This window comes from Aminipila butyrica (assembly GCF_010669305.1).
GTDB lineage: Bacteria > Bacillota > Clostridia > Peptostreptococcales > Anaerovoracaceae > Aminipila > Aminipila butyrica.
Window position 1 is genome coordinate 1,294,212 of record NZ_CP048649.1, and the last position, 23,227, is coordinate 1,317,438.

Annotated in this window: 21 protein-coding genes and 1 riboswitch; of the genes, 14 read left to right on the forward strand and 7 right to left on the reverse strand. The window is 47.3% G+C overall.

From position 1 onward, the window contains the following. Nucleotides 1–134 precede the first annotated feature (134 nt). Together Ami103574_RS06260 and cls are read left to right on the forward strand one after the other, a co-directional pair. Nucleotides 135–1,109: a PstS family phosphate ABC transporter substrate-binding protein gene (locus tag Ami103574_RS06260; RefSeq protein WP_408609105.1), complete on the forward strand. Its 975-nt coding sequence runs from the start codon at nucleotides 135–137 to the stop codon at nucleotides 1,107–1,109. A 23-nt stretch (nucleotides 1,110–1,132) separates the two neighbouring features. Further along, nucleotides 1,133–2,605: a cardiolipin synthase gene (gene cls, locus Ami103574_RS06265; protein ID WP_246213208.1), complete on the forward strand. Its 1,473-nt coding sequence runs from the start codon at nucleotides 1,133–1,135 to the stop codon at nucleotides 2,603–2,605. A gap of 123 nt (nucleotides 2,606–2,728) precedes the next feature. Here cls and Ami103574_RS06270 read toward each other — a convergent pair whose 3' ends face one another. Then, the gene (locus Ami103574_RS06270; protein WP_163065814.1) at nucleotides 2,729–3,088 is read right to left on the reverse strand and encodes a LysM peptidoglycan-binding domain-containing protein; all 360 of its coding nucleotides are present in this window, start codon (nucleotides 3,086–3,088) and stop codon (nucleotides 2,729–2,731) included. 116 nt (nucleotides 3,089–3,204) lie between these two features. On the opposite strand from Ami103574_RS06270, the gene Ami103574_RS06275 reads away from it, so the two are divergent. Beyond that, the gene (locus Ami103574_RS06275) at nucleotides 3,205–3,921 is read left to right on the forward strand and encodes a site-2 protease family protein (protein WP_163065815.1); all 717 of its coding nucleotides are present in this window, start codon (nucleotides 3,205–3,207) and stop codon (nucleotides 3,919–3,921) included. On the opposite strand, the gene Ami103574_RS06280 is transcribed toward Ami103574_RS06275, so the two are convergent. Further along, the gene (locus tag Ami103574_RS06280) at nucleotides 3,922–4,284 is read right to left on the reverse strand and encodes a winged helix-turn-helix transcriptional regulator (protein ID WP_163065816.1); all 363 of its coding nucleotides are present in this window, start codon (nucleotides 4,282–4,284) and stop codon (nucleotides 3,922–3,924) included. It abuts the gene before it with no gap. Between the two features lie 406 nt (nucleotides 4,285–4,690). Between Ami103574_RS06280 and clpB the strand changes: the two genes are divergently transcribed. The 6 genes from clpB (at nucleotide 4,691) to Ami103574_RS06310 (ending at nucleotide 12,979) form a co-directional block, all read left to right on the forward strand. Further along, a complete protein-coding gene (clpB, locus tag Ami103574_RS06285) occupies nucleotides 4,691–7,297 on the forward strand; it encodes an ATP-dependent chaperone ClpB (RefSeq protein ID WP_163065817.1) in 2,607 nt (868 codons plus the stop codon). 63 nt (nucleotides 7,298–7,360) lie between these two features. Next, a riboswitch (ZMP/ZTP riboswitch) is annotated at nucleotides 7,361–7,446 on the forward strand. Between the two features lie 87 nt (nucleotides 7,447–7,533). Then, complete coding sequence (gene pflB, locus Ami103574_RS06290) at nucleotides 7,534–9,762, forward strand: formate C-acetyltransferase (RefSeq protein ID WP_163065818.1); 2,229 nt, start codon at nucleotides 7,534–7,536, stop codon at nucleotides 9,760–9,762. A 295-nt stretch (nucleotides 9,763–10,057) separates the two neighbouring features. Next, nucleotides 10,058–10,948, forward strand: a complete 891-nt coding sequence (locus Ami103574_RS06295) for a metal ABC transporter solute-binding protein, Zn/Mn family (protein ID WP_163065819.1) — start codon at nucleotides 10,058–10,060, stop codon at nucleotides 10,946–10,948. Continuing rightward, nucleotides 10,945–11,688: a metal ABC transporter ATP-binding protein gene (locus tag Ami103574_RS06300; protein ID WP_163065820.1), complete on the forward strand. Its 744-nt coding sequence runs from the start codon at nucleotides 10,945–10,947 to the stop codon at nucleotides 11,686–11,688. The genes Ami103574_RS06295 and Ami103574_RS06300 overlap by 4 nt, the downstream gene beginning before the upstream one ends. Continuing rightward, nucleotides 11,685–12,524, forward strand: coding sequence for a metal ABC transporter permease (locus Ami103574_RS06305; protein ID WP_163065821.1), 840 nt, complete (start codon nucleotides 11,685–11,687; stop codon nucleotides 12,522–12,524). Before Ami103574_RS06300 ends, Ami103574_RS06305 begins: the two co-directional genes overlap by 4 nt. Further along, nucleotides 12,524–12,979 (forward strand): Fur family transcriptional regulator, encoded by a 456-nt coding sequence (locus Ami103574_RS06310; protein WP_163065822.1) that lies wholly within the window; start codon nucleotides 12,524–12,526, stop codon nucleotides 12,977–12,979. Before Ami103574_RS06305 ends, Ami103574_RS06310 begins: the two co-directional genes overlap by 1 nt. Nucleotides 12,980–13,074: 95 nt before the next feature. Here Ami103574_RS06310 and Ami103574_RS06315 read toward each other — a convergent pair whose 3' ends face one another. The 3 genes from Ami103574_RS06315 to Ami103574_RS06325 all read right to left on the reverse strand — a co-directional run bounded on the left by Ami103574_RS06315 (nucleotide 13,075) and on the right by Ami103574_RS06325 (nucleotide 15,942). Then, nucleotides 13,075–14,460, reverse strand: a complete 1,386-nt coding sequence (locus Ami103574_RS06315; protein ID WP_163065823.1) for a sigma-54 interaction domain-containing protein — start codon at nucleotides 14,458–14,460, stop codon at nucleotides 13,075–13,077. Nucleotides 14,461–14,563: 103 nt separating this feature from the next. Next, complete coding sequence (locus Ami103574_RS06320; RefSeq protein WP_163065824.1) at nucleotides 14,564–15,220, reverse strand: 3-oxoacid CoA-transferase subunit B; 657 nt, start codon at nucleotides 15,218–15,220, stop codon at nucleotides 14,564–14,566. Continuing rightward, on the reverse strand, nucleotides 15,208–15,942 hold the full coding sequence (locus tag Ami103574_RS06325) for a CoA transferase subunit A (RefSeq protein WP_163065825.1): 735 nt from the start codon (nucleotides 15,940–15,942) through the stop codon (nucleotides 15,208–15,210). The genes Ami103574_RS06320 and Ami103574_RS06325 overlap by 13 nt, the downstream gene beginning before the upstream one ends. Before the next feature lie 355 nt (nucleotides 15,943–16,297). Here Ami103574_RS06325 and Ami103574_RS06330 point away from each other — a divergent pair, with 355 nt between their 5' ends. From Ami103574_RS06330 to Ami103574_RS06340, 3 genes are all read left to right on the forward strand, one after another. After that, entirely contained in the window at nucleotides 16,298–17,617 is a 1,320-nt protein-coding gene (locus tag Ami103574_RS06330; RefSeq protein WP_163065826.1) for a gluconate:H+ symporter, read from the forward strand. A 110-nt stretch (nucleotides 17,618–17,727) separates the two neighbouring features. Continuing rightward, nucleotides 17,728–18,546 (forward strand): BKACE family enzyme, encoded by an 819-nt coding sequence (locus tag Ami103574_RS06335; protein ID WP_163065827.1) that lies wholly within the window; start codon nucleotides 17,728–17,730, stop codon nucleotides 18,544–18,546. An 11-nt stretch (nucleotides 18,547–18,557) separates the two neighbouring features. Further along, nucleotides 18,558–19,505, forward strand: a complete 948-nt coding sequence (locus Ami103574_RS06340; RefSeq protein WP_163065828.1) for a 3-hydroxyacyl-CoA dehydrogenase family protein — start codon at nucleotides 18,558–18,560, stop codon at nucleotides 19,503–19,505. A gap of 229 nt (nucleotides 19,506–19,734) precedes the next feature. On the opposite strand, the gene Ami103574_RS06345 is transcribed toward Ami103574_RS06340, so the two are convergent. Continuing rightward, the gene (locus tag Ami103574_RS06345; RefSeq protein WP_163065829.1) at nucleotides 19,735–19,974 is read right to left on the reverse strand and encodes a hypothetical protein; all 240 of its coding nucleotides are present in this window, start codon (nucleotides 19,972–19,974) and stop codon (nucleotides 19,735–19,737) included. A gap of 205 nt (nucleotides 19,975–20,179) precedes the next feature. On the opposite strand from Ami103574_RS06345, the gene Ami103574_RS06350 reads away from it, so the two are divergent. Next, a complete protein-coding gene (locus Ami103574_RS06350) occupies nucleotides 20,180–21,022 on the forward strand; it encodes a hypothetical protein (RefSeq protein ID WP_163065830.1) in 843 nt (280 codons plus the stop codon). A gap of 18 nt (nucleotides 21,023–21,040) precedes the next feature. Here the strand turns inward: Ami103574_RS06350 and Ami103574_RS06355 are convergent, their stop codons facing one another. After that, a complete protein-coding gene (locus Ami103574_RS06355) occupies nucleotides 21,041–22,018 on the reverse strand; it encodes a DMT family transporter (RefSeq protein WP_163065831.1) in 978 nt (325 codons plus the stop codon). A 283-nt stretch (nucleotides 22,019–22,301) separates the two neighbouring features. On the opposite strand from Ami103574_RS06355, the gene Ami103574_RS06360 reads away from it, so the two are divergent. After that, nucleotides 22,302–23,213, forward strand: coding sequence for a LysR family transcriptional regulator (locus Ami103574_RS06360; protein ID WP_163065832.1), 912 nt, complete (start codon nucleotides 22,302–22,304; stop codon nucleotides 23,211–23,213). Nucleotides 23,214–23,227: the final 14 nt, after the last annotated feature.

Here is a 23,227-nt window from a genome sequence, read left to right on the forward strand (position 1 = left end):
AAAGTATTGACCGTACGCTGAAAATTAAGAAGTTTCTTCCACTGACAATCTTATTGGTTGTAATCGGTGTCGGCGCACTCGTTGGGTTGAGCTTTGGCTCTCAGATTGCCGATACGGCTAAGACGACCATGGCTATGGTGCCCTTTCTCAACAGCGGGGAAGAGAAGGAAGGGGAGCCAGCCAAAACAGAGGAAGAAGCGGCTAAAGCGGAAGAGGAAGAAAAAGAGCCTGTAGAAGGCATAGCCATAGGCGGAACCGGCGTCTTAAGAGAATATTTTGCACCAGCATTGGCAGCCTACATGGAAGTAGAAGAAAAGGAAGCGAAAGCTTTTTGCAGCTCTAAGAATTATAGTGACGGCTATAAGGAACTTATAGCGGGAAAGCTGCAAATTCTCTTTACAGAAGCACCGACGGATAAAGAGAACGAACTGGCAGAGAAAGCCGGTTTGGAGTTAAAATCGGTGCCGATTTTAAACGGGGGATTGGTATTTTTGATAAATGAAGCCAATCCGGTAAAGGATCTCACCTTAGCTCAAATTCAGGGTATCTATGATGGTACCATCACCAACTGGAAGGACTTAGGTGGAGAAGACCTGCCAATTATTGCCTATCAACGGTCCGAGAATACAGGAGGCCAGAGCGGTCTTTACAAATACGTGCTCAGCAAAGAAAAACTGGAAAAGACTTCCAGAAAGTTGAAGCTGTCCACCACAGCCGATCTTGCAGAAGCCGTGGCAGCTGAAAAAGGCGCCATCGGATATACTTATTACTACTATGTGAATAAGCTGGAGACCAGCGAAGGCACCGAACTAGCGGCTGTCAACTCCATAGAGCCTAATGCAGATACCATCGGTGAAGGCCAGTATCCATTGACTACGTATACCTATGCGGTGATAGCTGTAGCAGCGGCCGAAGAAGCTGCTGACAGCCAGGATTCAACTAAAGAGCCAGCAGAAGAGCCTAGTGAGGCAGAGCTTAAGGCCGCTGAAAAGTTGAAGACAGAGCAGCAGGAACAGTTGAGGGCTAACCTGCGGTTCATCCAGTGGATTTTGCGGGAGGATGGTCAGGCATTAGCGGCAGATAAGGGCTTCGTAAAACATAACGATTGAGATTGATAAGGGAGGGGATTGCATTGTATTTATTTTATCCAACATTGAGCCGTATCCCCAACATGATAGCTGTTCTATTCGTCATGAACATGATTATCGCATGTACCATCATATTTTTAGAACGAAAAAACCCGTCGGCCACCTTGGCCTGGATTATGATTCTCTTTCTGCTGCCAGGAGTTGGGATTATTTTTTACTTCTTTTTTTCCCAGAACTTGTCCAGAAAGAAAATTTTTAAGCTGACCCGATCGGAGGAAGAGGCCATCGGCAAATCTCTCCAGCGACAGATTGATGAGATGAAGCGGGGGGAACACGTCTTCACTACAGGGGCGGCCCAATGCTGGTCTGACCTGATTCGCTTAAACCAAGTCTACGGGCGGGCCTATTTCACCCAGGACAATAAGGTACGAATCTTTACGGACGGCAAGGAGATGCTGAACAAGCTGCTGAAGGATATCCGAAGAGCTCGTAATACCATTAACATTCAATATTTTATCATCAAGAACGATCAGGTGGGCAGGCAGCTGTTAGACGCCCTGGTAGATAAAGCCAAACAGGGAGTGGAGGTCCGGCTGTTGATTGACGCGATGGGCGGCCGACAAATCTCCATGCGGACGGCAGGCATTCGAGCTCTGCTGGCAGCGGGAGGTCAGGTGGCCTTTTTCTTTCCGCCAAAGTTCAAGTTCCTGAATATGAAACTAAATTATCGAAACCATCGGAAAATTGTGGTCATCGACGGCCAGATTGGTTATATCGGCGGATTCAATATCGCCAAGGAATATCTGGGTCTGAAGAAAAAATTTGGTTACTGGCGGGATACGCACCTGCGAGTGCTGGGGGGATGCGTGCAGGATCTCAATGCCCGTTTCATCATGGACTGGCGCTTTGCCTCTAAAGAAGAGATTGTGCTGTCAGAAGCCTATTACAGCGGTATCATTAAGGAAGGCTGCACTGGAGTCCAGATTGTATCCTCCGGTCCCGATGAAGGCAGGTCCCAGATTAAGCGGGGCTACATGAAAGCTATCACTTCTGCCAGGAAGAATATTTATATTCAAACTCCTTATTTTGTGCCTGACAACAGCATGCTGGAATCCCTAAAGATGGCGGCACAGTCTGGAGTAGAGGTTCGGTTGATGATTCCCTGCATGCCGGATCACATGTTTGTGTATTGGGCGACTTATGCTTATGCCGGGGAAATGATACGCTCCGGAGCCCGAGTTTTCATCTACAACCAGGGATTTCTCCATGCGAAGACTCTGGTAGCCGATGGCGAGGTGGTCTCGATCGGTTCTGCAAACTTTGATGTCAGAAGCTTTAAATTAAATTTTGAGGCCAACGCCTTTCTCTTTGATGAAAAGGAAGCAGCGAAAATGGAGACGATTTTCGAGCGGGATATGAGAGCCAGCTACGAACTGACGAGGGAACTCTACGACCAGCGGGGACTGGTCATTAAATTTAAGGAATCGATCGCCAGGCTGCTGACGGACATTCTATGAATGAAATAAATGGGGCTGTTGCAAAATAGTAAGAAGAGGACATTTTACATGCCTCTGAGTCTTTACTGCTTTGCGACAGCCCCTTTGTTTGGTAGAGTATGTTTACCCTATGAAATATGTTGTTTACTGGGGAATGCAGATTTTCATTCCCACTCTCAAGTTATATGGGTCGATGTCCGGATTCGCTTCCATGATGGAGTTCAGCGTCACCCGGTGCATCTTAGCAATCATGTAGAGGGTATCTCCCCGCTCCACCGTGTATAGGATGCCGCGGCAAGCTGGTTCTGTAGGTTCCATATTGCCGGCGTTATCCATATCCCCTGGGATGCAGATTTTCGTTCCTACTCGCAGGTTGTATGGATTTTGGATGTTGTTGGCCATCATCAAATCGCAGACGGACACATTGTACTGCTTGCAGATGGAATAGAGAGTATCCCCGGCCACAACCGTATGGACCGCTACACAGTAACATTTTCTTTTCATATTTTTAAATTCACCCCTTGCGCAATTTCATATAGTATATACTATTTGCAGGAGTGGTATTTTGTGATAAAATGTTCAGGTATAATTTTTAAGAGCAATAGAAAGGATGGTCTGTTTTGAGGCGATTTTTTAATCCTACATTTTTTGTTTTACTGCTGGTTATGGCCGGTATGGCCTGGATGGGAGGCCGATTTTCCAATCCGCTGGATTGGCTTATGGGGATGGCCTTGTCCCTTCCAGCTATTGTTATCGGTCTGTCCTTTCACGAGTTTGGACACGCCGTGGCAGCCTATAAGCTGGGCGATATGACGCCAAAGTATCAGGGTCGGGTGACGCTGAATCCGTTGGCACATATAGATCCCTTTGGTTTTCTCTGCCTGATGGTAGCGGGTTTTGGCTGGGGTGTTCCGGTTCAGGTCGACCCGCGAAATTTCAAGAATCCCCGCAGGGATGAGCTTATTGTATCGGTGGCTGGAGTCTGCATGAATCTGCTGCTGGCAGTAATTGCCGGGGGCATTTTGAAATTGTTTTATACCTTTGCTGCCGGGTTCATGACTTTATCTTACATGGGTGGCGTGGTGCAGCAAATCCTCGTCTACGTGATTATTATCAATCTGGTACTGATGATTTTTAATTTGCTGCCGATTCCTCCGCTAGACGGCTTTGGCATCATCACGGAGGTTTTCAACCTAAAGCAGACGGAATTCTACTATAAAATCTACGACAAAGGCTTTCTGATTCTCATGGTATTAATTGTATTCAACATTACAGACCTCGTGCTGAATCCCTTAGTGAGCCTTTGCTACAGAGGTATTATGGCTATCTTTTTCTAGTCAGTTTAAACTCCAGTCTTGGGGAATATGCTCCTGCCCCCAGGTGCAGAGCGCGTTTAAAATAGGCATTAGGGATTGGCCGGTTTCTGTCAGGCTGTATTCTACCTTTGGGGGAACTTGAGGGTATTCCCTGCGGCAGATGATTCCGTCCAGCTCCAGTTCTTTCAGCTGAGCACTGAGCATTTTATGGGTTACCGGACCCAAGGCTCGTTTTAATTGGTTGTAGCGAAGGACTTCTGCTTTCCACAGCCAGAAGAGGATGTGCATTTTCCACTTGCCATTAATGAGGGAGGCGGCATAGGCAAAAGGGCGGACGTTTACATCCTCTGATGGGGTACATTTCGTGGCCTTTAAGTTTTCCATCTGTGTTCTCCTCTTAACTCAACCAGAAAAAACAGACTTGTGGGCTGCTCGGGCACCCAAGATACTGTTTTGCGGCCAGCTTAGGCTGAGACGCCTTGTCATTTTCCATCATTCATATTCCTCCTATGCGTTTATTTTCTAATATCTTTTTTAGTTTAGTCTTAAATCTTCCCTCTAGCAAGTAGTTTTTATAATTTTTTAATCACTTACACCCAGTGGTTTCAATACCTTTAAGAAATTGTTAGCACTCTAACGTGATGAGTGCTAAAAAGTTGTTTACTTTTTGAGTAAGTAGGTATAATATAAGTATATGAGAGAAATTATGTTAAAAGAATCTTCCGGATGAGCCGTAAACTTTGCAAGTAAATGTGCCAAAAGGAGGGTTTTCGTGAGGGAGGGATGATAGATGAACTTTGATAAGTATACGCAAAATGCACAGGGTGCAATTATGGATTGCCAGAACTTAGCTATTCAGGAAGGACACCAGCAGGTAGATGGAGAACACCTGCACGCAGCACTGCTTGGACAGCAGGAGGGATTGATTCCCAAACTTCTGCAATACATGGGCCTGGACCCGGTGCAGATTAGCCGAGAGCTGGCGGCGGAACTGGATAAGCTACCTAAAGTCACAGGGGGAAATGATCAGGTTTATTCCACCAATCGGCTGAGCAGGCTATTTATGGAAGCAGAAAAGATTGCAGGTCGCTTTAAGGACGAATATGTCAGCGTAGAGCACTTGTATTTGGCTTTGTTGGAAGAAAAACTGACTCCGTCAGCGAAGATTTTTAAAAAATATGATATTACAAAGGAAAAATTTCTGCAAAATCTGACCAAGGTCCGAGGTAATCAGCGGGTGACCAGCCAGAATCCGGAGGAGAATTACGAGGCGCTGAGCAAATATGGCCGAGACTTGGTGGAGATGGCCAGAGATGGTAAGCTGGATCCGGTGATCGGCCGAGATGCAGAGATTCGTCACGCCATTCAGATTCTTTCCCGAAGGACCAAGAATAATCCGGTGCTTATCGGCGAACCAGGTGTGGGCAAGACTGCCGTGGTGGAGGGGCTGGCGCAGCGGATTCTCAACGGCGATGTACCGGAGGGGCTGAAAGACAAGACGATCTTCGCTCTAGATATGGGAGCGCTTATTGCCGGAGCTAAGTTCCGAGGGGAATTTGAGGAACGGTTGAAAGCTGTCCTCAACGAAGTAGAAAAGTCTGAAGGCCGCATCCTCCTGTTTATTGATGAAATTCACAATATTGTGGGAGCTGGACGGACGGAAGGTTCTATGGATGCCGGCAACTTATTGAAGCCGAAGCTGGCCCGGGGAGAACTTCACTGCATTGGGGCTACGACTTTGGATGAATACCGAAAATATATTGAAAAGGATGCGGCCCTGGAGCGGCGCTTCCAGAAGGTGCTGGTAGATCAGCCGACGGTGGAGGATACCATCTCCATTTTGCGGGGGCTGAAAGAGCGTTTTGAGATTCACCATGGCGTGCGGATTACCGACGGGGCACTCATCGCCTGTGCCACCCTTTCCGACCGCTATATCAGCGACCGTTTTCTGCCAGACAAGGCGATCGACCTGATGGACGAGGCTGCCTCTAAAATCCGTACAGAAATCGATAGCCTGCCAGCGGAATTGGATGAGATTTCTAGGAAAATTATGCAGCTGGAGATTGAGAAGCAGGCCCTTTCCAAGGAAAAGGATGCAGCCTCGAAGCAGCGGCTGGATAATCTGGAAAAGGAGCTGTCCGAGCTGAAAGCTGAAAACGCTTCCATGCGGGCACAGTGGGAAAACGAAAAGAAATCCATCACCGACGTGAAAGCGGTGAAACAACAGGTGGAGGACGTAAAACATCAGATTGAAGAAGCCGAACGGAAATACGACTTGGAGTTGCTGGCCAAGTTGAAATACGGTACGTTGCCGGAGCTGGAAAAGACGTTGCAGCAGGCGGAAAGTGCTCAGAAAGAGAAGGTGGAGCGGAAGCTCTTGAAAGAAGAGGTCACGGAGGAGGAAATCGCCCAAGTGGTGGCAGGCTGGACGGGTATCCCGGTCAGCCGGTTGGTGGAATCCGAGCGGGAAAAGCTCTTGAAGCTGCCAGATATTCTCCACAAACGAGTTATCGGACAGGAGGAAGCGGTCACCGTGGTTTCTGAGGCAGTGCTTCGAGCCAGGGCAGGCTTAAAGGAGGCTAATCGGCCGATTGGTTCCTTTATCTTCATGGGACCTACCGGCGTGGGTAAGACCGAGCTGGCCAAATCCCTGTCCGAGGCGTTGTTCGATACGGAAAAGAATATGATCCGTATCGACATGTCGGAATACATGGAAAAGCATTCCGTATCCCGTCTGGTAGGAGCCCCTCCGGGCTACGTGGGTTACGATGAAGGCGGGCAGCTGACGGAAGCGGTTCGCAGAAGGCCCTACAGCGTTATCCTTTTCGATGAGATTGAAAAGGCTCATCCAGATGTGTTCAATATTTTATTGCAGCTCCTGGACGATGGCCGCCTCACCGATAATCAGGGACGGACGGTGGATTTTAAGAACACCATCGTCATTATGACTTCCAATATCGGCAGCCCATATTTGATTGACCACATCAGTTCCGATGGGACCATCGGTCAAGAGGTCAAGGACCAGGTGGCAGAGGAGATGAAAAAATACTTCAAGCCGGAATTCCTTAACCGAATCGATGATATGGTGGTATTCTCCCCACTGACAGAAGCTCAAATTGTGAGCATTATTGATATCACTATGGGTTCTCTTAAAAAACGTTTGGCTGAACGCAGCATGACCATTCAGCTGACAGAAGCTGCCAAGAAATATATCGCTAGAGAGAGTTATACCCCGGTATATGGGGCAAGGCCGGTGAAGAGATACCTGCAAAAGCATGTGGAAACGGAAATGGCCGCCATGATTATCCGGGGAGAAATCATGGAAGGGGATGACATCCTGCTGGATGCTGTCGGGGAAAACCTGACGTTTCAGGTTCAACGGGCAGGAGAAAAATAATCTTTAAGAGAAAAGCTTTAAGCGATTGACAAGTGGTCGGCAGTATGATATAAAAAACATATAAATTGTCTTTGCGACTGACGGAAATAGGTGGGGGGAACCACCGGGAAACAAAGACTGATCAAATGCCGACCGTCTGGGCAGTACCTTGGTGTGCTGCCCTTTTTTTGCGGGGAGAACCGCTTGGTGAGGCACGTAAACTGAGGTATGGGAATAGAAGAAAAGGAGTTGGCAGTATGAAACCATGGAGAACTTTTAAAGAAGGCAACTGGAACGAAACGGTGGATGTAAGGGACTTTATTCAGAAGAATTACCGTCCTTACGATGGGAATGCGGATTTTTTGGCGGAGCCTACAGCTCGAACCTTGCGTCTGCGAGAACGATTTGAAGAGTTGCTGCGGCTGGAGCAACAACGGGGCGGGGTTTATGCCATCGACACAGAGACGGTCATCACCCCTACTGCCTTCCCCGCCGGATATATCTGCAAGGAGGATGAGCTGATTGTGGGCCTACAGACAGACGAACCCCTAAAGCGGGCCTGCAATCCTTTTGGCGGCATGCGCATGGTCCACAATGCCTGCGAAGAATACGGAAGCTCGGTTTCTCCGAAAATAGAGCAACAGTTCTGTCAGCACAAAACCCATAACGAGGCCGTATTTAATGCGTATACTGCGGATATTTTAGCCGCCAGAAAAGCGGGGATCATCACGGGGCTGCCGGACGCTTATGGCCGGGGACGGATCATCGGTGATTACCGCCGGGTAGCCCTATATGGCGTAGATTTTCTAATTGATAAGAAGAAGGCCGATAAGCTGGAGCTGGAAAAACAGCCTTTGACAGAAGACACCATTCGGCTGCTGGAAGAGCTGGCAGACCAACTGGGTGCCTTGGATCAGATGAAGGCTATGGCTCAGGAATACGGATACGATATTTCCAGACCGGCGGAAACCGCCAGAGAAGCTGTCCAGTGGCTGTATTTTGCCTACTTGGCGGCTATTAAGGAGCAAAACGGGGCAGCCATGAGCCTGGGACGGGTGACCACCTTTTTAGATATTTACTTTGAGCGAGACCTGTCGGAAGGCTGCATCACGGAAGAAGCCGCACAGGAACTGATGGATGACTTCGTGCTTAAGCTTCGGGCGGCCCGCCACCTGCGGACTCCAGAATACAACGAGCTTTTCGGCGGAGACCCTATGTGGATTACAGAAGCCATCGGCGGCATGGGAGAAGATGGCCGCCATTTGGTGACAAAGAGCAGCTATCGCATTCTGCATACTTTATACAACTTGAATCCCAGCGCGGAGCCGAATCTGACCGTTCTATGGTCTAAGGATCTGCCAGAGAACTGGAAAGCCTATCTGGCTCAGGTCTCCATGGAAACCGATGCACTGCAATATGAAAGCGACGACCGGATGCGGCCTTTGTACGGAGACGATTATGCCATTGCTTGCTGCGTATCGGCTATGCGGGTTGGCCAGGATATGCAGTTCTTCGGCGCTCGGGCCAACCTGGCCAAGCTCATGTTGTATGCGGTCAACGGCGGCGCAGATGAGGTGAAAAAAATTCAGGTAGGACCGAAGCTGCCAATATGGGAAGAGGAATACCTGGATTACGACAAACTGATGGAGCGCATGGATTATTACCGGAAGTGGCTGGCAAAGACTTATGTGGATGCCTTAAATATCATTCATATGATGCACGATCGCTATGCTTACGAAAAGAGCCAGATGGCCCTCCACGACAGTCAGGTTCGCCGCCTCATGGCTTTTGGCATCGCTGGCCTCAGCTGCTTGACCGATTCCCTTTCTGCGGTGAAATATGCTAAGGTCAAGTGTCTGCGAGACCCGGAGACTGGTCTTGTTACCGATTTTCAGGTAGAGGGCGAATTTCCGGCCTTCGGTAACGATGACGACCGGGTAGATGAAATTGCCAGCCAGCAGACGGAGAAGTTCTACCAGGCTCTTCAGGAATATCCCTTATACCGTCAGGCGGTTCATACCTTGTCGGTGTTGACCATCACCTCCAACGTCATGTATGGAAAGAAGACCGGCAATACGCCAGATGGACGGCGGGCAGGAGAGCCCCTGGCTCCTGGTGCTAATCCAATGAGCGGACGGGAGAAAAATGGCGCTATTGCTAGCTTAAATTCCGTAGCCAAGCTGTCCTATGACGTGTGCCGGGACGGTATTTCCAATACCTTTACCATCGTGCCAGGGGCATTAGGCAAGACTAGGGAACAGCGTATCAGCAATCTGGTGAGTCTGCTGGACGGCTATTTCCTCCAGGGGGCTCATCACCTGAACGTCAACGTGCTGGATCGGCAGGTGCTGTTGGATGCCTACGACCATCCAGAGCAATATCCGAACCTGACCATTCGGGTGTCCGGCTATGCGGTGAACTTCTATAAGCTGTCCAGGGAACAACAGCGAGAGGTCATCTCTAGGACTTTCCACCAAGCGGTATAAACCGTGCAACCCCCCCTCTGTCTTTTTAAAGACAGAGGGTTTTTTGTTCATATCTGGAAATCACATCTTGAAATTTCTTCTTTGAGGCAGTATAATAGGTAATGCAAATGCGAATCGTTTGCAAATAAAAATGCTGTGCTGTTGTTAGGCATAGGGGGCTATGGCCGTAATTTGAGCAGCTAGCGGAGATAGTCAGATGTAGTAGCTCAAATAATCATATAAAGAACGTATAAAGGCGAAGGCTCGATGTTCCTTATGAGGGACAGGCCTGAATCGGAAGAGGAGACAAGAAGAGATGAAAAAAAGGAATGTGGCAAAATTGTTGTCCTGTTTGCTGGCGCTGACAGGTATCTTTTTACTATCCGCCTGTGGTGAGGCTGGCGACGAAGGCAGAAAACAGGAGGGCAGCAGTGATGGGAAACCCATTGTGGCGGTGACTATCGTACCGGAAAAAACCTTTGCAGAAGCCGTATGCGGTGATTTGGCAGAGGTAATTACTTTAGTGCCTCCTGGCAGCAGCCCAGAGAATTATGAGCCAACCCCTCAGATTATGGAGAAGTTCTCCAAGGCGGAGGTGTACTTTGCTTTAGGGGTACCGACGGAGGAGGCTAACATCTTGCCCAATGCTGGGAAGGTAAAGGTGGTGCACCTGGAAGAGCAAGTAGCTGCTGCCTATGCAGATCGGACCTTTGGACCAGGAGAGCGGGACCCGCACACCTGGCTTTCACCAAAACGGGCTAAAGTCATGGTTGCTGGTATAGCAGAAGAAATGAGCAGACTGGACCCGGCCAATCAAGAGGTTTATGAAGCCAATGCACAGGCCTATATGGATCAGCTGGACCAGCTGGACCAGGAGATTGCCTCCCTGCTAGCGGGGGTGAAGAATCGGCAATTTGTTGTCTACCATCCGGCCTTTGGCTACTTGGCTGATGATTATGGCTTGCAGATGGTCGCCCTAGAGGAAGAGGGCAAGGAATCCACGATTCAGCATCTGACGGAGATGGTGGATCTAGCCAAGAAAGAAAACATTAAGGTTATTTTCTACCAGGAGGAGATTGACAGCAGTCAGTCGGCGGCCTTTGCTCAAGAAATCGGTGGTACTACCGTGAAGTTAGAGCCTCTGGCAGCAGATTACATTGACAATTTAAAGAAGATGGCAGAGACCATGGCTGAGGTGATGGAGTGAGTACGGCAGCCGTAAAAATTGAGCACCTGTCCGTGTGCTATGGACAGAATCTGGCTCTTTCTGATGTTTGCCTAGACATTCAGCAGGGCGAATACCTAGGGATTATCGGTCCCAATGGCGGGGGCAAGACTACTTTGCTGAAAGCTGTGCTGGGGCTGATTCCAGCCAGCGGAGGCAGTATTTCTATCTGTGGGGAAAAGGCAGGCAGAGGCGGGCAGAAGATGGGTTATGTGCCCCAGATAACAGCAGTGGACAAGCGTTTTCCTATCTCTGTCTTAGAGGTGGTCCTGACGGGACGATTGAAACAAGGGCTGTCGCCCTTGTTTCGCTTTGGGCAGCAAGATCGGGAGAAAGCCTATGAGGCTTTGGAAAAAGTAGGCATCCGGCATCTGGCCAACCGGCAGACAGCGGCTCTTTCCGGGGGAGAATTCCAGCGGATGCTTATCGCCAGAGCCCTGACAGTAGAGCCAGAGATTTTGATTTTAGATGAACCTACCGCCAGTGTAGACGTCAGCTCTTGCAGCCAGATTTACAGCCTGCTAAAGGAGCTGAACAAGGAGTTAACCATTATTATGGTCAGTCACGATTTGCTGGCCGTATCGGATCAGGTCAGTAAGCTGGCCTGCCTCAATCAGCACCTGTTATATTATGGGGAACCTAAACTCAGTCAGGAAATGATGGTTCACCTGTATGGGTGTCCGGTAGAACTGCCGGCGACAGAAAGGGGGAGACTGTTTTGATTCAAGCCATTCTAGAATACGAGTTTCTGCAAAATGCTCTTTGGGCAGGTGTTCTCTCCAGTATCGTCTGCGGCATTATCGGGGTTATCATCGTAGAGAAAAAGCTGGTCATGATGAGCGGCGGCATCGCGCATACCTCCTACGGGGGAGTGGGCTTGGGCTATCTCCTCGGGTTTGAACCCATTTTGGGAGCCTTTGGCTTTGCTGTGGGAGCGGCCCTGGGTATCGGTTTCATTAAGAGACGGGGCGGTGCCCGCTCCGATGTTATCATCGCTATGCTTTGGTCCCTGGGCATGGCTTTAGGGATTCTCTTCATCTCTCTGATGAAGGGGTATCCGCCTGATTTAACTTCGTATCTGTTCGGGAATATTCTATCGGTGACTAAATCGGATCTGTATCTGATGATGGGCTTGACCTTCGTGGTGGTCCTTTTGGTGGCCGTCTTGTTCAATGATTGGAAGGCCTATTTGTTTGATGAGGAATTCGCTTCCATTATTGGTATTCGCACGGCACTGTTAGAATACGTGCTGCTGGTACTGACGGCTATGACGGTGGTGGTATTGATTCGGGTAGTGGGAATCATTTTAGTCTTGTCCTTGCTGACGGCTCCGGCGGCAGTAGCCGAAAGCTTTTCTCAGAAGTTGAAAGGCCGTATGATTTATGCCACAATCTTCGGTATCTTTTTCTGCGGAGCCGGTTTGTGGATTTCCTACGTGACGAATATCGCTTCTGGGGCCGCTATCGTCATTCTTTCGGTTTTGTGCTATCTGCTGTGTCATGGAGTGGGTTACGGAATAAAAAAGCTGGAACAGGCAAAGGCGGTGAAGGCAAATTGATGGAAAAAGAATGTCATTGCGATAGCCTGTTGAAAGACCGAGGCTTAAAGAATACGAAACACCGGCATAACATTTTAGAACTGCTGCAAGCAGAACAGGAACCGGTTACGGCAGAGCAGATTTATTGCATCTTAAAAGAAAAAGACGTGGCCATCAATCTTTCTACCGTGTATAGAACCTTGGAAACTCTGAGTGAGAAGGAATTGATTGTCAAACACAGCGTTACCAATGAAAGTAAGGCACTGTTTGAGTACAATAACCAAGTCCACAAGCATTATCTGGTGTGTGTGGAATGTAAGAAGATTTTGGCTGTAGAGGGGTGCCCCCTTCATCAGTACGAGGAATTGCTGGAGCAAAAGACGGGATTTGTCATCACCGGACATAAGCTGGACATGTATGGCCTATGTCCGGTCTGTCAAAAAAAGAGTGATAAAAGAGGAAGCAATCCTTTATAAAAATAAAAAGGTAGAGGCAATGGAATTAGATAGTCCATTGCCTCTACCTTTTTTATCTATGGTTTCCGAAGAAGCAAAGAATACGCTTCAAATGGTTATAGTGTAATTTTATATTTTTTTAGCTTATCGTAAAGGATGGTTCGATCAATATCCAAGAGTTTTGCTGCCTTGCTCTTATTGCCGCCTGTCTCATGTAGCGCCTTGAGGATGGAGTCTCTTTCAAAGTTGTTGGTCTTATCTTTTAAGGACTTAGGTGACAGATCTGCACCAGGGCAATTTTTAATCTTGGTGAGTAAAAAATCACAGTGGTGGCGCTGTATTTGCCCGGATCTACAGGACAAGGCCGCCCGTTCAATGACATGTTCTAGTTCTCGGACATTGCCAGGCCAGTTGTAGGTATTGAATAGATGGAGCACTTCATCGTCGATGCCGGTAATGTTGTAGTTGTTTTCTGAATTCGTGTTTTTGATGAAGTGATCACAGAGAAGGGGCAAGTCTGCCAAGTGCTCTCGTAAGGAGGGAATACGCAGCTCGATGGTGTTAATCCGGTAATATAAATCTTCACGGAACTGACGGCTTTGCACCAATTCCTCCATGTTTCGGTTGGTACTGCAAATAATTCGCACATTGGCGGATACAGTTTCGACGCTGCCCACCTTTTCAAACTCCTTTTCCTGAAGCACCCGAAGCAGTTTAGATTGCAGCTCCAGGGGCATCTCACCGATTTCATCCAGAAGGACTGTGCCATTGTTAGCTAACTCAAATTTGCCCATTTTCCCTCCTTTGACAGCTCCAGAAAAAGCCCCTTCTACATAGCCGAACAGCTCCGACTCCAGAAGGTCTTTCGGAATGGCAGCACAATTAATTTTTACATAATTGCTTAACCGACGATTGCTCAGCTGATGGACGGCGTTAGCAAAGAGCTCTTTGCCGACACCGGTTTCTCCGGTGATTAAAATAGGCAGATTGGATTTGGAGAATTCCTCCAGACAGCGCTTTACCTCTCGGAAAGGCTTGGCGTTGCCAATAATTTTATCCAGGGGATGCAGGCTTTTTTGCAGGATAGCCAGTTTCTTTTTATATTCCTGATTGTCCAGCTTTAATTGTCCTATTTCCTGTTGAAGGGCGTCAAATTCATTGAGGTTGCGTATGGTGGTCATCGCCAAGGCTCCGGTTATGCGGCCATTCTCCTTGATGGGAATCCGATTGCATATCAAGGTGACTTCCTCTTGCTTTGTGTGGTCGTAGAGGGTAAAAAGGGCGCCGAACTCTTCTATTCCCGTTTTTAAGGTAAGGTTCAGCTTTGTTCCGGGAATAACTTTGGAAATATGTTGTCCTATGGCTTGTTTTTGATCTACCCCAAGATATGATGTATAATTTTTATTAATATAAACGATAACCCCCTTTTCGTCTATAACAACAAAGCTGTAGAAGGATTCCAGTATTTGATAGATCGCATCAGTGCTTAAGGTTTTAAACATGTCTGTCCACCTTTTCCTTTCCTTCATTTAATCATAACATCTTTATTTGGGAAAGTATAGTTGTACCTATAAACCAGTGAAGAAAGCTGAACGAAGGCCATTTTTACTCTGCTGACATATCCTTTAAACCTGGACTGATAAGTAGTTTACAGCCGGTAGCAGCCTGCACCTCGTCTACAGTGAAGTCTGGGTGAAGCTCTGTCAGCACAATCCCCTTATCGGTCACTTCCATAACACCCATTTCAGTGATAATCATGTCTACCACTTTCAATGCGGTGTACGGCAGGGTGCATTCTTTAAGGATTTTGTGCGCACCCTTCTGAGTGTGGAGCATGGCGATGATAACCTTCTTCGCTCCTACTACTAAGTCCATGGCACCGCCCATGCCTGCTACCATCTTACCTGGAACAATCCAGTTGGCCAGGTTGCCGTGCTCGTCTACTTCCATCGCTCCCAGCACTGTAGCATCTACGTGACCGCCTCGGATGATAGAAAAGCTTTCTTCGGAACCAAAGAAGTTTCCTGATGGAATATACGTTACATACGCTCCGCCGGAATTGATAACATCAACATCTTCCTGACCCTTTTCCGCTGCACCAGCCAGTCCAGTAAAACCATTTTCTGAGTGAAGCATGATGTGCACACCCTCTGGCAGGTAGTTGGCTACCATCGTAGGAAGGCCGATGCCCAGGTTTGCTACGTCGCCATCTTTAAACTCTTTTGCTGCTCTTTGAGCAATTCTTGCTTTTAAATCTGCCATGGTTCTTCTCCTCCTACAATATAGTTTACATAGACTCCTGCTGTAGTGAAGGCGTCCACATCCATTGCTTCTATGTCTACCACCTTCTCAGATGCCAGAATCACCGTATCAGCTGCCATAGCCATCACGTGATTGAAGTTCTTGGTAGCCTTGGAGCAAGAGAAGTTGCCGTATTCATCACAAACAGAAGCTCTGCACAGAGCAAAATCTGCACGAAGAGGTTTTTCCAGCAGGTAATCCTTTCCGTCTACGGTAATAACTTCTTTCTTTTCGGAAATGCTGATTTCCCGCTCTCCTGTGGACACCTTTTCACCAGTCTGAATCAAGGTACCTACTCCTGTGGGAGTCAGCACGCCGCCCAGTCCGGCTCCAGCGGCACGAATTTTTTCTGCCAGACTGCCCTGTGGCACCAAAGTGCACTGAAGGGTTCCATCATTCATGCCCTTGCCGATAGCCGGGTTCATTCCCACGTGGGAAGCAACGATGTGGTCTACCATGCCGGCAGCCAGAAGCTTTGCTACACCTCTGTCGGTAGTTCCTGTTGCTGCTGCTGGCAGGCCTCCGTCATTGGCAATAACCGTTAAATGTTTCACGCCCTTTTCTACCAGAGCGTCGATTAAGATTTCAGGCGTACCTGTGCCGAGGAAGCCAGATACCATGATGGTTGCTCCATCCTGGATGTCTGCTACCGCTTCTTGGGCTGTCACTACTTTCTTTTTCATGTGTTTCTCCTTCTTTTTATTCATAACGGACAGCACTAAATTAAGCAAATAATATGCCAAGCCTGATATAGACTGAAATCACACGGTAGGGTGGTAGAACTGGATACTGTGACTGTAGGGAAAATACCACAATAGGTGATGTATACTCCTACACTTTTGCAAACCGACCGATGAGAAGGGGAGCGTTAATGTCTTTAAATTTCAACAATTTTAACTTTATGACCAATTTGGCATGAGATTTGCTCTATATAAGGCTGGAAAGGAGAAACCGAAAATAACAGCATACAATTGTTTTAGACGAAGACAACCGATTCATTTTCATTACTATTCTGGAAAAAAGAAAGGAGATAAAAAGATGCCAATAATTGTATTAGCTCTCGGTATCATTTTATTATTTGCACTAATTATTTTGGTTAAGTTAAATGGTTTTTTGTCGCTGATGATTGCAGCACTATTTGTTGGGTTTTTTCAAAAAATGCCGGCAATGGACATTATTACCTCAATTGAAACGGGTTTGGGCGGGACGCTTGGCCATGTGGGGTTGATTGTTGTAGTGGGAGCCATATTCGGCAAGGTTTTGTCAGAAGGCGGCGGTGCGCAACGAATCGCAATGACGCTGATTAACTCGTTTGGGTCGAAAAGAGTGGACTGGGCTATTTGCCTGACCTCCTTTATTTTAGGAATTATTCTTTTCTTTGAAGTGAGTTTCGTACTGCTTATTCCTATTGTTTTCACCGTAGCGGTAGAAGCGAAGGTGAAGCTGTTAAAGGTAGGGATTCCCTGTCTTGCGGCCCTTGCCGTCACCCATTGTTTCTTGCCGCCTCATCCGGGACCGGTGGCTATTGCTGGTGTGCTAGGAGCTAACATTGGTATTGTATTGGCCTATGGACTGATTATAGCCATTCCGGCAACTATCATCTTTGGCCCGTTTTTTGCCCGGTTCTACAGGAATTGGGATCCAGAAATCCCTCATCAGCTGGTGTCCAAGACAGAGTTTGAAGAAAAGGATTTGCCAGGCTTTGGCATAAGTGTGTTTACAGCATTATCGCCAGTCATTCTCATTTTATGTGGTGTAATTGGGAGCTTCTTATTGCCGGAAGGTTCTCTGCTGCGTACGGCGCTGAACTTTATTGGCAACGGAGATATTGCCTTGCTGATAGCTCTCTTTTTAGCTTTTTATGTCTTTGGATTGAGAGGTAAACGCAAGACAATACCAGAACTTATGAAGATTTCCGAACAGGCCATGATGAGCATGGGAGCGATTCTCTTTGTATTAGGCGGAGGCGGTGCTTTTAAACAAGTCATTTTGGATAGTGGCATGGCAGATTATATTGCGGCTATGACCAGTGGCTGGCATATTGAACCCTTGTTGCTGGCGTGGGTTATTGCTGCCATCATCCGGCTTGCCGTTGGTTCTGCCACGGTAACTGTGCTGACTACTTCTGCCATTATTCTGCCTGTCATGACGGCAGCCGGTACGAATCCCGAACTGATGGTATTGGCCATCGGCTGTGGTTCCATCTTTGGTGGACCTCCTAGTGATGTGACCTTTTGGTTCTGCAAAGAATATTTCAACTTAACCATAGGACAGACTGTGAAGCTTTGGAGTGTGCAGGCGACATTGCTTGCCATTTACGGCCTTGCTGGAGTTATGATTTTGAATCTGTTTTTATAGCTTTGTTTAAAACAAAGGAGCTGCTTTTGCAAGGTTGCGGCTGTCCTTTCTGCGCAGCCGCAGAAACTCCTTATTCAAGTAAAAAATAAAGAAAAAGAGAGGAACGCATTATGGCAAAGAAGACGATCATTACAGTGGCCACCACAGGAGCATGGCCATCCAAGAAAGACAATCCAAACCTTCCGCTGACTCCTCAGGAAATCGCGGAGGATGTGTACAAGTGCTATCAAGCTGGAGCCGCCGTCTGCCACCTGCATATGCGGGATGATGAAGGCAAAGGCACCATGGATACCAAGAAGTTTGAGGAAACGGTAAAACGGATTAAGGAAATGTGTGATATAGTCATAAACTGCACGACCAGTGGAGATTTGAATGCTACTGATGAAACGCGTCAGGCGCACTTGCGGAGTATCCGGCCTGAATTGGCATCCTATGATTGTGGGTCCATGAACTGGCAGCATAACAGCTTATTCATCAACCACCCTAAATTTTTGGAAGAACTCGGAAAGACTATGCAAGAATGCGGGGTTAAGCCGGAAATTGAAATCTTTGATGCCGGCATGATTTACAATTCCACCTATTACCTGAAAAAGGGCATTCTGAAAGCCCCGCTGCATTATCAGTTTGTGCTGGGAGCAGCAGGAGGTTCTGCGGCTACCGTAGAAAATCTCTGCTACTTAAAGAATCTTATCCCAGAGGGCTCTACCTGGTCTGCCCTAGGTGTAGGAAAAGGACACGTGCCAATTCTCATGGCAGCTATTGCCATGGGCGGTCATGTACGAGTAGGGATGGAAGACAATGTTTATTATGCGCCTGGTGTGCTGGCTGAATCCAATGCACAGCTGGTAAATCGGGCGGCAGACTTCATTCGGTTGGCTGGAAATGAGGTCGCTACTTCCGCAGATGCCAGAGAAATTTTGGGAATTTAGGGGGCATAAAGATGATAGAAAAAATTGCGGTACTAGGAGCCGGTACCATGGGACACGGAATTGCTGAAACTTTTGCCATGAATGGGTATACCGTCAACCTATATGAGAATTATGAGCCTGTTAGAAATACAGTTATGGATACCATTAAAGATGAATTGACTTTTTTGTGTGAGAATGGGGTCCTAACGGAAGAAGCGGTGGGGGAGAGTTTGAGCCGGATACATCTGTTTGCTGATTTAGCAGAGGCTGTGGGTGATGCGGACTACGTGATTGAGGCCACGCCGGAAAAGATGGAGCTGAAACAGGAACTCTTTGCTGAACTAGATCGGCTGTGCAAGGCTGAAGCTATTTTGGCCAGTAATACATCCAGCCTGCCTTTAATGGAAATGGCGGCTAAACTACCAGAAGAGCGGAAAACACGAATGATGGTTTGTCACTGGTACAATCCTGCTCACCTTATGCCTATTGCAGAGCTTTCTTTCTTTGGCAATATAGAGGATGCCACCTATAAGGAAGTGGAAGAACTTTATAACAAAGCGGGCAAGCAGACGGTGAAGGTGTTGAAAGATATACCTGGTATGGTTGCTAACCGGATTCAGCAGGCTGTAGCACGGGAAGTCTTTGCCCTCATGGAGGATCAGGTAGCTTCGCCAGAAGATATTGACAAGGCCTTAAAATTTGGCCCAGCTTTTCGCTATGCTACGACAGGGCAGCTGGAGGTGGCTGACATGGGGGGCTTAGATATCTGGTGTACAGTAGGTGATAACTTGTTGAGTGTGATGGACAGCAGGAAGGAAGCTAACCCGATTCTTCGCGAAAAGGTTAAAGCAAAAAAGCTGGGGCTAAAAACGGGGGAAGGTTTTTTCAAATACCCTCAAGAAGAAGTGGAGCACATAAAAAATGTCTTTAACAAGAGACTAATCGTACAGCTAAAGGCATCTCAAAATTATATCAATTAAATATGCCATATTTATTGCATTTATAAAAAAACAGCAGCGCCGGGAATGGCGTTGCTGTTTTTGGTAAATAGCCAATTGACAAGTTAACCTCTTAAAAATATGGAAAATACAATATTTATGTATAAAAAAGAAAAGCCACAGGAATAACTATTAATCCTGTGGCAAATCTTCAGGATGGAATACATCCTTATTCGGTGAAAGATACGATAATCGTTTTAATTATCTTGTCTTAAAACCGATCGTTCATGTTCTGTGTGCTGTTCTTTGCGTTCTTGGACTCGGTATGGTAGCTAGTGTGTGTATTTGTGCTGCTCTGTCCATTTCTTGCCTCGTTGCGAGCTCCTGTAGAATTGTGGGCACAATTCCGAGCGTCTGTGCTGCTCTTTGTGCTCTGTGCACCGTTTTTAACGTTGCTCTTTGCGCTCTTGGCCCGGCTTTCTGCGCCTTTTGTGTTTTTAATGTTATCCATGTTTAATCACCTCCACAAACCTTAGTATGTGCAGGTGGGCTGCAATTATGAATTTTTTCTGCAAACGGAATTTGGCAGTTTTAAAAATTTTTAAGCATAAAAAATACTAAAAATTTACAGAAAAATTCGGCCAAAGTGGAAGAAGAGTAGCAAGGAAGGAAGACGAAACATATGATATTACCAGCATAAAAGACGGAGGTTTAAAATGGAAATTCATTGCATAGAAACAGATCAAGGACCTTTTTACGTATTGCATGAACGGAGGCTGGCGGAAGGTTCCCTCAAAGGAAATTTAGGAGAACTGGCAGGTCAGGAACTGTACATAGGCCAATTCCTTTGGGTGCGGCCTCATCAACAGGATAACGGTGAATTACCGCCGGTGCCGGAACAGCTGGAGGTGATTCGTACGAATCTTCAGGATCTTATGGATCATATTTATGGGGGAAACTGGCAAAATGCCAACAGCAGCCTATCGGTCATTCAGTTAGCAAAAAGTGAATTGATTCCGATTCTTCAGGAAGAAATGGTTCCCGATGAGCTGATAGACAGCATGAACTTGAACAATCACATGCTGGAGCAGCTGCTGATTCAGCGGGATAAAGAGCAGGCTTTATATTACGCAAGCCAGCTGCTGAACGATTTAGCGGATCTGTTAGATTATTTTCAGACGCCTTTTCCGGCGGATTTGATTCGCATGGACTATATGAGCAGACAACTCATTTTCCAGGCAGAGAACATGGATTGGATGGAAGCCAGTGCCAGTTTTTCAGAAATTCATAACACGTGGGAGCGGGTAAGGCCGCTTTTAGAAATGGAAGCTGACAGCCAGACTGGCGAAAATGGTCAGGAGGAAGATCGGCAGGACGCTGCCGCTTCACGGACAGCTCTTCTAAATGGAGTAGATGAGGCCATCGACCAGCTGGGCATTGCCGTCAGTGACAGGAATTACCAGAATACCATGGACGGTGTGGAGCTTTTGCTGGAACGGCTGAGTGAGTTGGAGGCAGACTTAACACAGCAAGCAGCACCTGGGATGGGGGCTGCTTGAAGACTAAGGAAAGCTGAATTATGGCTGCTGAGGGGGCAGGACTTGAACCTGCCCAACTTTAGCATGTAAAGCTTCCGGCTGATCTATTGAATCGGGCGTATCAGGATGCTGGATGGATTCTGGCAGTTCCTCGGGTAAAAGAGAACCGATGATGATGCTGATCATGATTAGTCCTGCACCGATTAATCCCTTGGCGGACAACTGCTCTCCCAGCATAAAATAAGAAGCGATGGCGGTGAAAATGGGTTCTGAACAGAAGGCCAGAGCAGCATAGGTGGCCGGCACATGGCGCAGAGCCAGATTCTGAAAAACATAAGCGATGCAGGTGCAGCCTACCGCCAGGTAAACGATAACACCCCAGCCGAGCATGGGAATCTCAGACAGAGACGGACGATCCTCAAAGGCTAAGGAAAAAATCAGACAAAATAAACCCGTAAACAAGGTCTGCATAACGGTGGTTACCAAAGGGTCCATATCTTGAAGATACTTGGAACTAAATACCAGCATGCCTGCTCCGGAGATGGAACACAGCACCGCCAAGAATTCTCCCAGCCCAAAGGAGAAGGCTCCGCCGCCGCTGCACAACAAAAATAAACCAACGATGACGATGAGAATCGGTATGATATGTTTTTTATCTAATTTAGATTTTAAGATAAAGTACGATAGAAAGGGTGTAAAGATAACCGCGGTCGACATGAGAAAGCCTGAGTTGGTGGCCGTAGTGTGCATCAACGAAAAGGCTGAGGTGATAAACGAGCCTGCCGTAAAAGCGGCAATAAGCATATAAATCGGCAGCTGTTTGAGAGTCACGTGGGCGAAGACCCGTTTTCCCAAAAACGGCAGAAACAGGAGAACCGCTAGGATATAGCGGATGGACAGGCAAAAAAGCGGCGGAATGACCGTCAGCCCAATTTTCATGACCGGATTACCTACGCCCCAGAAGAAACATTCTACTAACAGCATCGAACCATATATAAACGTCTTTTTCTTTTCCATGTTGTTCTTCTCCTAACAGCCTTAAGTATAGGCTTTCTAATAACTTCTTTCAATAATATTGCTGCAAAAAACTGTTATAAGGCTTTAATTCACTAAAAAGATTGAAGAAAGGCAGTGCGTCAGGTAAACAGCACTGCCTTTTTTCAAGGTAAGGAAGTTCTTAGTGCATCGGCGTTGCATTAAGAACTATTTTATATTATAATACACTTCTACATACAAGTAAAACTAGACTTTCCATTATCAATTCAAAGAGATTCTTATATGGTAACAGGAGGAAAGCAACGTGAGTATACAGAAATACGAAGCCTTTATGAAGACCGCAGAGCTGGGCAGCTTTAAAAAGGCGGCAGAGGCCTTAGGCTACACCCAGGCCGGTGTCAGTTATATGTTGAAAACCCTGGAAGAGGAGATGGGGCTGCTGCTATTCATTCGAGATTATGGCGGGGTGCAGTTGACAGCTGAAGGGCAGCAACTATTGCCTTGGGTTCGGGATGTGTGCAACAGCCAGCATCGGCTGAGCAACAAGCTGAGCGAACTGAAAAGTCTGGATTCCGGTGTCATACGGGTAGCGGCTTTTACCAGTATTTCCATTCACTGGCTTCCGGGCATGATTCATGCCTTTTTAAAGGAATACCCCAAGATGGAATTCGACCTGCGGTGGTCTGACGATTCCCAGGAATTGGAGCAGCTCGTTCAGCGGGGCGATGTAGACTGCGGCTTTCTGCTTTTGCCTGCGCCGGCGGATCTGTTAGCTATTCCGCTGAAAAGAGAGCCTTTGCTGGCGGTAATGTCGAAAGACCATCCGCTGGCAACAGCCCCCTATTTCCCCACAGAAGAGCTGGGAAAACATCCTTATATTGGTTTGAAAAAAGACTTTTATTACGAGACGGAACAGGTTTTTACCCGCCATCAAGTGGAACCTAATATTTTCATTACAGCAGAAAATGATTACACGGTTATGGCGTTGGTGGATAAGGGGTTTGGCTTTAGCATCTTCCCGGAACTGAGTTTGCTCAGCCCTTCTTTTCATTTAATAAAAAAGCAGTTGGAATTTCCTGTATATCGGGAGCTGGCTATTGCTATCCGTTCCTATGAAACGGCCTCTACGGCTACCCGCAGTTTTTTGACTTGTGTGCAGCAGTGGGTAAAAGATTTTTATGGAGAGCAGCAGGGAAATCATTTGACATTGAGGTGATTTTAAAATATAAT

Excerpts from the sequence above, each read along its gene's own strand:
- Ami103574_RS06260 (WP_408609105.1), top strand. The coding sequence starts at position 135 with ATGGTGCCCTTTCTCAACAGCGGGGAAGAGAAGGAAGGGGAGCCAGCC.
- Ami103574_RS06270 (WP_163065814.1), bottom strand. The coding sequence starts at position 3,088 with ATGAAAAGAAAATGTTACTGTGTAGCGGTCCATACGGTTGTGGCCGGG.
- Ami103574_RS06280 (WP_163065816.1), bottom strand. The coding sequence starts at position 4,284 with ATGGAAAACTTAAAGGCCACGAAATGTACCCCATCAGAGGATGTAAAC.
- clpB (WP_163065817.1), top strand. The coding sequence starts at position 4,691 with ATGAACTTTGATAAGTATACGCAAAATGCACAGGGTGCAATTATGGAT.
- pflB (WP_163065818.1), top strand. The coding sequence starts at position 7,534 with ATGAAACCATGGAGAACTTTTAAAGAAGGCAACTGGAACGAAACGGTG.
- Ami103574_RS06295 (WP_163065819.1), top strand. The coding sequence starts at position 10,058 with ATGAAAAAAAGGAATGTGGCAAAATTGTTGTCCTGTTTGCTGGCGCTG.
- Ami103574_RS06310 (WP_163065822.1), top strand. The coding sequence starts at position 12,524 with ATGGAAAAAGAATGTCATTGCGATAGCCTGTTGAAAGACCGAGGCTTA.
- Ami103574_RS06315 (WP_163065823.1), bottom strand. The coding sequence starts at position 14,460 with ATGTTTAAAACCTTAAGCACTGATGCGATCTATCAAATACTGGAATCC.
- Ami103574_RS06320 (WP_163065824.1), bottom strand. The coding sequence starts at position 15,220 with ATGGCAGATTTAAAAGCAAGAATTGCTCAAAGAGCAGCAAAAGAGTTT.
- Ami103574_RS06325 (WP_163065825.1), bottom strand. The coding sequence starts at position 15,942 with ATGAAAAAGAAAGTAGTGACAGCCCAAGAAGCGGTAGCAGACATCCAG.
- Ami103574_RS06330 (WP_163065826.1), top strand. The coding sequence starts at position 16,298 with ATGCCAATAATTGTATTAGCTCTCGGTATCATTTTATTATTTGCACTA.
- Ami103574_RS06335 (WP_163065827.1), top strand. The coding sequence starts at position 17,728 with ATGGCAAAGAAGACGATCATTACAGTGGCCACCACAGGAGCATGGCCA.
- Ami103574_RS06340 (WP_163065828.1), top strand. The coding sequence starts at position 18,558 with ATGATAGAAAAAATTGCGGTACTAGGAGCCGGTACCATGGGACACGGA.
- Ami103574_RS06345 (WP_163065829.1), bottom strand. The coding sequence starts at position 19,974 with ATGGATAACATTAAAAACACAAAAGGCGCAGAAAGCCGGGCCAAGAGC.
- Ami103574_RS06350 (WP_163065830.1), top strand. The coding sequence starts at position 20,180 with ATGGAAATTCATTGCATAGAAACAGATCAAGGACCTTTTTACGTATTG.
- Ami103574_RS06355 (WP_163065831.1), bottom strand. The coding sequence starts at position 22,018 with ATGGAAAAGAAAAAGACGTTTATATATGGTTCGATGCTGTTAGTAGAA.